This window comes from Psychrobacter sp. FME5, from assembly GCF_014861375.1.
In the GTDB taxonomy this organism is placed as follows: domain Bacteria; phylum Pseudomonadota; class Gammaproteobacteria; order Pseudomonadales; family Moraxellaceae; genus Psychrobacter.
Genome location: NZ_RRYX01000124.1, coordinates 1 through 8,207, shown reverse-complemented (window position 1 = coordinate 8,207; position 8,207 = coordinate 1). Strand labels below are relative to the sequence as shown.

Below are 8,207 nucleotides of genomic sequence, written 5' to 3'. Positions count from 1 at the left end.
TGGTGTTCTTTTACATCAATTATGGCTACGTCTGATGCCAGCATACTTTTTAGAACACCACCTAATTTTTTAATTTAAGCGTCTATCAAAATATCTCATTTCAACCCATGGATAATCCAAATCACAACAATCACGCAAGCTCACGCCAATGCAACCACAAACGCGTATCTAGCTCGACTTGATGATAATCAGGCTGCATATGACAACATAATTGATAAAAAGCCTTGTTGTGCTCATGCTCTTTAAAATGTGCCAACTCATGCACGACAATCATACGTAAAAACTCAGGTGGCGCTTCTTTGAATAAGCTAGCGACAGTGATGCTATTATGCGACTTGAGCTTGCTGCCCTGTACACGAGATTGGGTGGTATGAATGCCCAGCGCATGCTTGAGGACTTTAAGTTTACTGCTATAGCTGACATTTGATAACGGGCCAATTTTACGCATCGATTGGTTTTTGATCTCATTGATATACTGATACAGCGCTTTGTCACTCTGAACTTGGTGCTGATTGGGGTACTTTTTTTCTATATATTCTCCCAGCTTGCCTTCACTAATTAATAGCGCGGCTTGGGTTTGGATTTGCTCAGAATAATGAGCGATATACTTGAGTGTGGTCACAAATTTATCCTTTGCTGATACTTTAAAACGTCCGAGCTTTATACAATCAATCTCATATAAAAGCATGACGGTTTTTAACTGTATACGAGGCTGATAAATTTTTCTTCAGCCTCGCTATAATACCTTCAAAATAAACCAATGATATACTTTACCCTATCTCTGCTTATTTTATGGTTAATAAAAAACCCACAAGCTGCATCCAGCTTATGGGCTTATCTTCAAAAATATATTTACTCAGGGTTATTAATTAACGCTCCAAATGCAGATACTGCATATGACGTTCGTACTGATGCAAGATATCGACCAGTACTTGCTCTTTGGTATAGCCAACCAAATCATACTCTTGTGAGCCATCGCTTAAGAACACTTCAGCGCGATAATAAAACTCGGCATGCTTCGTTGAGGTATTAAGGGTAAAGTTCGGACGCTCGGCTTTGATTAAATTAACCTCATAAACAAAATCGTCCTCATCACCATGTCCCACGCGCAAACTTAGACCATCTATTTGACCGCTATTGTCATCCGAACCGTCATCTATATCTTGCCCGATATGTGCCAAATTACGAATATCTAGAGCGGTTTTTAGACCACCAGCTTTAAGCTCATTTTCAACTTCAGTCATGGCAGGTCTAACAATATTTTGCAAAAACCGTTCAACTTGCGTATGGCTTGGGAAGCTGACAATACGTTGCAAGCGCGCTTTCCAGCCCTTACCACTATCCAATACATTGGCCGTACCAACCGTACTGGCTTTACGTTTATTGCCCTCTTCTTTTAACGAGCGCCACATCGACACCATGTAGAGCAAGAGGATAAGCGAGAATGGCAAACCGGCAATGACAGAGACTGACTGCAATGAAGCAAAGCCACCGGCAAACAGCAAACCTAAGGTAATAAGACCCGTTGCTGCTGCCCAAAACAGGCGCAACCAAACTGGCGCATCGGTATCATTGGTCATGCCTCTTGAGCTCAAGTTCGCTAATACTAACGCGCCCGAATCCGCTGAAGTTACAAAAAACACTAAACCAATAACCACACCAGCAAATGACAAAATATCACTGTAGGGAAAGTACTCAAACAGGGCAAACATGCCCATCGCTGCATCATTAACCGCAATCTCACCAAGCTCAGTAGCACCATTGGCAACCAAATCTATCGCGGAATTACCAAAGATAGAGAACCAAGCAAAGATGAAACCAAGTGGGATAAACATCACCCCAAAGACAAACTCACGCAAGGTACGGCCACGGCTAATACGAGCGATAAACAAGCCTACAAACGGTGCCCAAGCCACCCACCATGCCCAGAAAAATATCGTCCAGCCTGATTTCCAATCAGCACCAGCAGTACCATCATAAGCGTACACATCAAAGGTTTTATAAACGATGGTTTGAAAATACTGGCCAATACTTTGAGTAAAGGTATTCAATAGATAAATCGTATTACCCATCACTAATATTGCCAGTAATAACAATACTGAAGACAGCATGTTAAATTCAGAAAGACGGCGTACACCTCTTTCCACACCGGTCATGGCAGAAATGGCCGCAGCAGCGACGACCCCTACAATGATGAGCGTCTGAACCATTTTACTCGATTCGATACCGAATACATGTGACAGTCCAGCATTGGCCTGTAATACACCAATCCCCAAACTCGTGGCAATCCCCATCAAAGTACAAACCACGCCAAAGGTATCAATGCCATCGCCAAGCCAGCCTTTGATTAAACGCTCACCAAATATCGGCGTCAACGGCGAACGTAGTGCCAATGGCATATTTTTACGATAAGCAAAGTAAGCCAGCGCCATGCCGATGAGTGCGTAAATACCCCAACCATGTAGCCCCCAATGCAAGAAAGTTTGCGATAGCGCTTCTCGCATGGCCTCGGCACTGGCAGGCTCTAACCCAGTATGTGGCGTTAGATAATGCATCAACGGCTCAGAAGCACCAAAGAATAACAAATCAATGCCAATACCTGCTGAAAACAGCATGGCAGCCCAGGTTAAAAAAGGAAACTGGGCTTTTTCATGGTCTTGACCAAGTTTGATATCGCCATATTTCGACAGACCAACGAATAATGCAAAGATACTATAAGCGGCAACCACCAGCATGTAATACCAGCCAAAACTCTCTGACACCCAAGCCATACCAGCGCTAAGCAGGTTTTCGCTATAATCTGGAAACGCGATCGTCCAGACTATCAATAAAATAGAAATAATAGCTGAGCCTAAAAATACAGTTTTATTTAGACCCAGAGGTTTCGTCGCATCTTCTGCAGGCGAACTGTGCATAAAAGACCTCAATAAGTAAATTGAACACTACGTGGTATTGCTTTGTCCGTTATGACTTTATTGCCGCATGACGCACAAAGCAGTACCAATAAATAAAAACATGGTAAAAAAACCACTCTCTAAATGGCAAAATAAATAATAGGCAAATGCTGCCGTAGGATTATTTATGACACTAATTGCTTAGCGCTGATGAAAAAGACCTTTACGTGGAAAGGCCTTTTTGATGAGATTCGCTTATATGATTATTGAATAAATGGCTTATCGGTCGCTTAGACAGCAGCGCTATAGACGCGCATCGGCTCGGCTCTGAGCGGTGCGCCATTGGCGACATAATAATCCACGGTTGAACGTGGCAACTGCTTACCTTTCATCTTATCGACGATTTTTTCTGCCAGCATAATGGTAGTAGCGTTGAGGTTGCCACTGATGATATTTGGCATAATCGACGCATCGACGACGCGCAAACCATCGATACCATGCACTAACCCTTCACCATTGACTACCGAATCATTACCCTCGCCCATCGGACAGGTACAAGAAGGATGATAAGCCGTCTCACTATTATTACGGACGTATTCATCTAATTGCGCATCGGTCACCAAATCATCGGTTGGCGAGATAGCACGACCACGATAAGGATCGAGCGCAGGCTGATGCATAATCTCGCGGGTAATACGCATCGCCGCACGGAACTCGTGCCAGTCTTGATCGTGAGACATATAGTTAAATAAAATACTCGGATGCGCACTTGGGTCTTTCGAAGTCAGCTTGACGCGACCACGACTTGGCGAGCGTAATGAGCCGACATGCGCTTGGAAGCTATGTGATTTCACCGCACTGCGACCGTCATAACGCACCGCTAATGGCAAGAAATGATATTGGATATTAGGATGGGTGAACTTCTCATCGGTTCGAATAAAGCCACCACCTTCAAACTGATTGGAGGCACCCAGTCCTGTGCCATTGAATAACCATTCCGCACCAATCGCTGGTTTATTCCACCATTTATTGGCAGGTGCAATCGAAACAGGCAGCTTACATTCATACTGCATATACAGCTCTAAATGATCTTGCAGGTTATTACCGACGCCTGGTAAGTCAAGTATCTCATTTACACCTAAGTCTTTGAGCCATTGGCCAGGACCTATGCCTGAGCGCTGTAACAGTTGCGGCGAGGCAATCGCGCCCGATGAAACAATGACTTCACGAGATGCATGGAAGTTTTTGGTTTGACCTTGATGCTCTACTTTGACGCCAACAGCACGCTTGCCATCGAATAAAATCACATCGGTCAAGGCACCCGTCAAAATGGTGATATTGCTACGCGGTTTGGCACGGTCAAGATAACCGCGAGCTGTTGAAGCACGGCGCCCATTAGGGGTGACGAACCTATCCATTGGCCCAAAGCCTTCTTGCTGATAGCCGTTTAGGTCTTCGGTGCTTGGATAGCCTGCTTGTACGCCCGCTTCAATCATGGCTTGAAACAGTGGATTAACCCCTGGTTTGGAAGTAGTCATCTCAACCGGACCACCGACGCCATGATAGTCATTCTCGCCCGCGTCACAGTTCTCTAACTTTTTAAAGTAGGGTAAGCAGTCCGAATACGTCCAATCTTCCAGACCTTTAATTTTAGCCCAGTCATCAAAATCCAAGGCGTTACCACGGATATAGCACATGCCATTAATCAACGATGAACCACCGAGCCCTTTACCGCGTCCGCAGTCCATAACGCGGTTATTCATATACGGCTCGGGATCGGTTTTATAGCCCCAGTTATAAGTGGTTCCTTGTAAAGGCATGGCAAGCGCCGCTGGCATTTGGGTACGAAAGTCTAGTCGATGGTCTGGACGACCCGCCTCTAACAGCAACACCTTAATGTTGGCATCTTCGGTTAAGCGCGTAGCAAGTACATTGCCTGCTGAACCGGCACCGACGATGATATAGTCGTACTCAGGTGTAGTGGATGTCATAAAACGCTCCGTAATATTAAAAAATCCATCATTCCATATACGTAAGGCTGTGCTAAAAGGACACATTATTCCTAATATAGTTGATTCACTTTAAAACCGATACGAGTGCTACTGGAGTAAATTTTTCGCAGCCTCTGTCACGCTTGCGAACAACAAGCAAGAAAATTTATACCAGTAGCACGTGGCTATTTACTTTATTACAATCGTATCGCTCTTATTTAGAACTACCTATACATCAACCTTACTGTTTTAAAAATCTTTCAAATACAAATGATTAGAATACAGACTCAAACGCACCCAGCTCTACTTGGATAGATTTGGTTTGCGTGTAATGCTCAAGCGCTTCAATACCGTTTTCGCGGCCAATACCTGAATGCTTGTAGCCACCGACTGGCATTTGTGCTGCCGACTCACCCCAGGTATTTAACCAGCAGATACCGGCTTCAATTTGGGCAATGACTCGATGTGCGCGGGTTAAATCAGCGGTCACGACACCTGCTGCCAAGCCATAATTAGTATCATTGGCACGGCGAATCACTTCTTCTTCGCTTTCATAAGTCAATATCGACATTACTGGACCAAATATTTCTTCGCGTACGATAGTCATGTCATCGCTGCAATCGCTAAACACAGTCGGTGCAACAAAGGCGCCATTAGCCAAATCGCCTGTGATCACACGTTCGCCGCCAGTCAATAAGCGCGCGCCACTAGTTTTACCTTGCTCGATATAGCCAAGTACTCGCTCCATGTGTGGGAAGCTCACCAATGGCCCCATATTGATGCTTTCATCCATCGGATCGCCTAGCTTGATACGCTCAACACGCGTTAAAATGGCTTGCTCAAATTTGGCCTGTAAGGCTTTCGGGATAAAGACACGCGTGCCATTGGTACAGACCTGACCGGTGCTATAGAAGTTCGCCATCATGGCGATGTCAGCGGCGGTATCGATATCAGCATCATCAAATATGATTAATGGCGATTTACCACCCAGCTCTAGGGTCACATCTTTAAGCGACGATGCTGCTGCGCTTGACATGACTTTTTTACCCGTTGGTACGCCGCCGGTAAATGAGACTTTAGCGATATCAGGATGTTGGGTTAAGGCTTCGCCCACTTTGTAATCCCCTTGCACGACGTTAAAAACGCCATCTGGCAAGCCCGCTTCTGTGAATATTTCTGCTAGCTTTAGCGCGGTTAACGGGGTAACTTCTGATGGTTTAAAAATCATCGCATTACCAGCGGCTAATGCTGGCGCAGCCTTCCACATCGCTATTTGAATGGGATAATTCCAAGCGCCGATACCAGCGACCACGCCCAATGGTTCACGGCGAGTATAGACAAAGCTGCTATCACGTAGTGGAATCTGACGACCTTCTAACATTGGAGCCAGTCCGGCATAATATTCAACGACGTCAGCACCAGTGACGATATCGACGTATTTGGTCTCAGAGTAAGCTTTACCGGTGTCTTTGGTTTCCAGTAACGCCAGTACGTCATTGCGTTCGCGCAATATCTCCACCGCCTTTGATAAGATACGGCCACGCTCAACCGCGGTCATCGCCGCCCATACCTTTTGGCCTTTTTGTGCCGCTTTAACCGCTGCATTAACTTGCTCATCAGTCGTTTGCTGAATAGTTGCTAGCACCTCACCAGTCGCAGGATTAATATCTTCAAAAGTTGCAAGCGAATCATCAACAGGTAGGAAACGACCGTTGATATAAGCCGTTTGCACTTGGTCTAAATGGATAAGGTCGGTTAAATTATTGGAATTTGTCATAAAATCTCCTTGCGACGACTGATAAATGCTATTAATAAAGAACACTCATCTCAAATCGTGTCGTTACTGTTTAAGTATTAAAATACTTTAGAATAAAAAGTGTTGAAATAAAGTTTTTACGTTGACTTATACATCGGTAATTATGTGATATTGGTATAATTTTTTTGCAGCCTCTGTCTGCTAAAGCACACAGCAAGCAAGAAAAACTTATAGCAATATTTCTATCTTATTTATAGAGCGCTTGAACCCATCTTGAACCCATTAACTACCCTAAAACTACTGCTCAATCCTACTCACGCTGGGTCATGTTTATCAAACGCGCGCGTAAGGATTTTTTGTCAGATATATTGATGCCTGAAAAGTCAGAAAGCCAAATACCATCGGCAACCAAACGCACCATACATAAGGTTTCGTTATTATCAGTGGCGTCATGTTTCTTTAATTGCGCATTTGACCATTCGGCCCACAATTCACGCAGTTCGATATCGCCAAGCATCAATACATATAACGTGGCTTGGCTATTAAACTCTTCCTGTCCTTTTTCGCCCAAACTGATGGTGGCGTCGATATAAGCGCGGGTAAAAGCACCATAACTGACAGGGTCTTTGGCCATTGCCGTATTCACTTCTGCCTCAAATTTCGCCATCGCATCATGAAACACTTCAAGGATAAGCGCATTTTTGGTGGCGAAATGATGCATCACACCGCCTTTGGTCACGCCGACCGCATCAGCCACCGCTTGAAAAGTAACCTTAGACAACCCCTGCTCTAGCGTTATCCGTGCGGCTTGGTCAAGCAGCGCACGACGAACCAGTTCGGGCTGTTTTTTACGCTTATAAGCATTCTCAATTTCCATTTTTACCTCCCTGTTAAATGGTTAATTCACCACAGAATTAGACAGTAAGTTCATCACCACGACCCCGCCAACAATCATAGCGATGCCAACCACTGCTGCTGTATCCAGACTTTGCTTAAAAAATACCAAGCCAACAAGCGATGTCAGCACAATTCCCAGACCACCCCACAGTGCATAAGCGATGCCGAGCGGTATGGTTTTGATGGTTTGGGTCAGCAAATAAAACGAGATGGCATAAAGCACACCCATAATTAAGGTCGGCACCAAACGGGTGAATTGCTCTGACTTCACTAAAAAGGTGGTACCAATCACTTCGCAAATAATGGCAATCGCAAGGTAACCGTAAGCAATAGTGGTAGGACTCATAATTAGGATGCCTTTTTTAAGTCATGCTTAAATTGGGTTCAAATCAAGTATATATTAATAATGTATATACATTAAAGAAACCACACGGTCGGTATTTTATAGAAATAATTGCGCAATGTGAAGGGTATATTCATAAATTTTGTTTCAATTTATTTATGGATTGCTTTAATATTCAAAAAGATAAGTAATTCATTCCTTAGATTAACACATGAAGTGCAATACCAAATGTGAGGTGAAAAAAAGACCTAGATGCGCTAGCATCAAAGTTTTTATCCACCGACCAAAGTGAGATTGCAACCATGAACTATACACATCTAAGCCTA

6 protein-coding genes are annotated in these 8,207 nt (G+C 44.2%); all 6 read right to left on the bottom strand.

The genetic code is table 11. The features are described 5' to 3' along the window. Window positions 1-130: 130 nt before the first annotated feature. The gene (locus EI161_RS12440) at window positions 131-622 is read right to left on the bottom strand and encodes a M48 family metallopeptidase (RefSeq protein WP_192523171.1); all 492 of its coding nucleotides are present in this window, start codon (window positions 620-622) and stop codon (window positions 131-133) included. Window positions 623-869: 247 nt separating this feature from the next. Continuing rightward, window positions 870-2,915 carry a choline BCCT transporter BetT gene (betT, locus tag EI161_RS12435; protein ID WP_192523172.1) on the bottom strand — a complete coding sequence of 682 codons (2,046 nt, stop codon included), beginning with the start codon at window positions 2,913-2,915 and terminating at the stop codon, window positions 870-872. 269 nt (window positions 2,916-3,184) lie between these two features. Continuing rightward, complete coding sequence (gene betA, locus EI161_RS12430; RefSeq protein ID WP_192523173.1) at window positions 3,185-4,885, bottom strand: choline dehydrogenase; 1,701 nt, start codon at window positions 4,883-4,885, stop codon at window positions 3,185-3,187. Between the two features lie 274 nt (window positions 4,886-5,159). Then, window positions 5,160-6,662, bottom strand: a complete 1,503-nt coding sequence (gene betB / locus EI161_RS12425) for a betaine-aldehyde dehydrogenase (protein WP_192523174.1) — start codon at window positions 6,660-6,662, stop codon at window positions 5,160-5,162. A 289-nt stretch (window positions 6,663-6,951) separates the two neighbouring features. Then, window positions 6,952-7,518, bottom strand: a complete 567-nt coding sequence (locus EI161_RS12420) for a TetR/AcrR family transcriptional regulator (protein WP_192523175.1) — start codon at window positions 7,516-7,518, stop codon at window positions 6,952-6,954. A gap of 21 nt (window positions 7,519-7,539) precedes the next feature. Further along, window positions 7,540-7,884 (bottom strand): DMT family transporter, encoded by a 345-nt coding sequence (locus tag EI161_RS12415; RefSeq protein ID WP_192523176.1) that lies wholly within the window; start codon window positions 7,882-7,884, stop codon window positions 7,540-7,542. Window positions 7,885-8,207 lie beyond the last annotated feature (323 nt).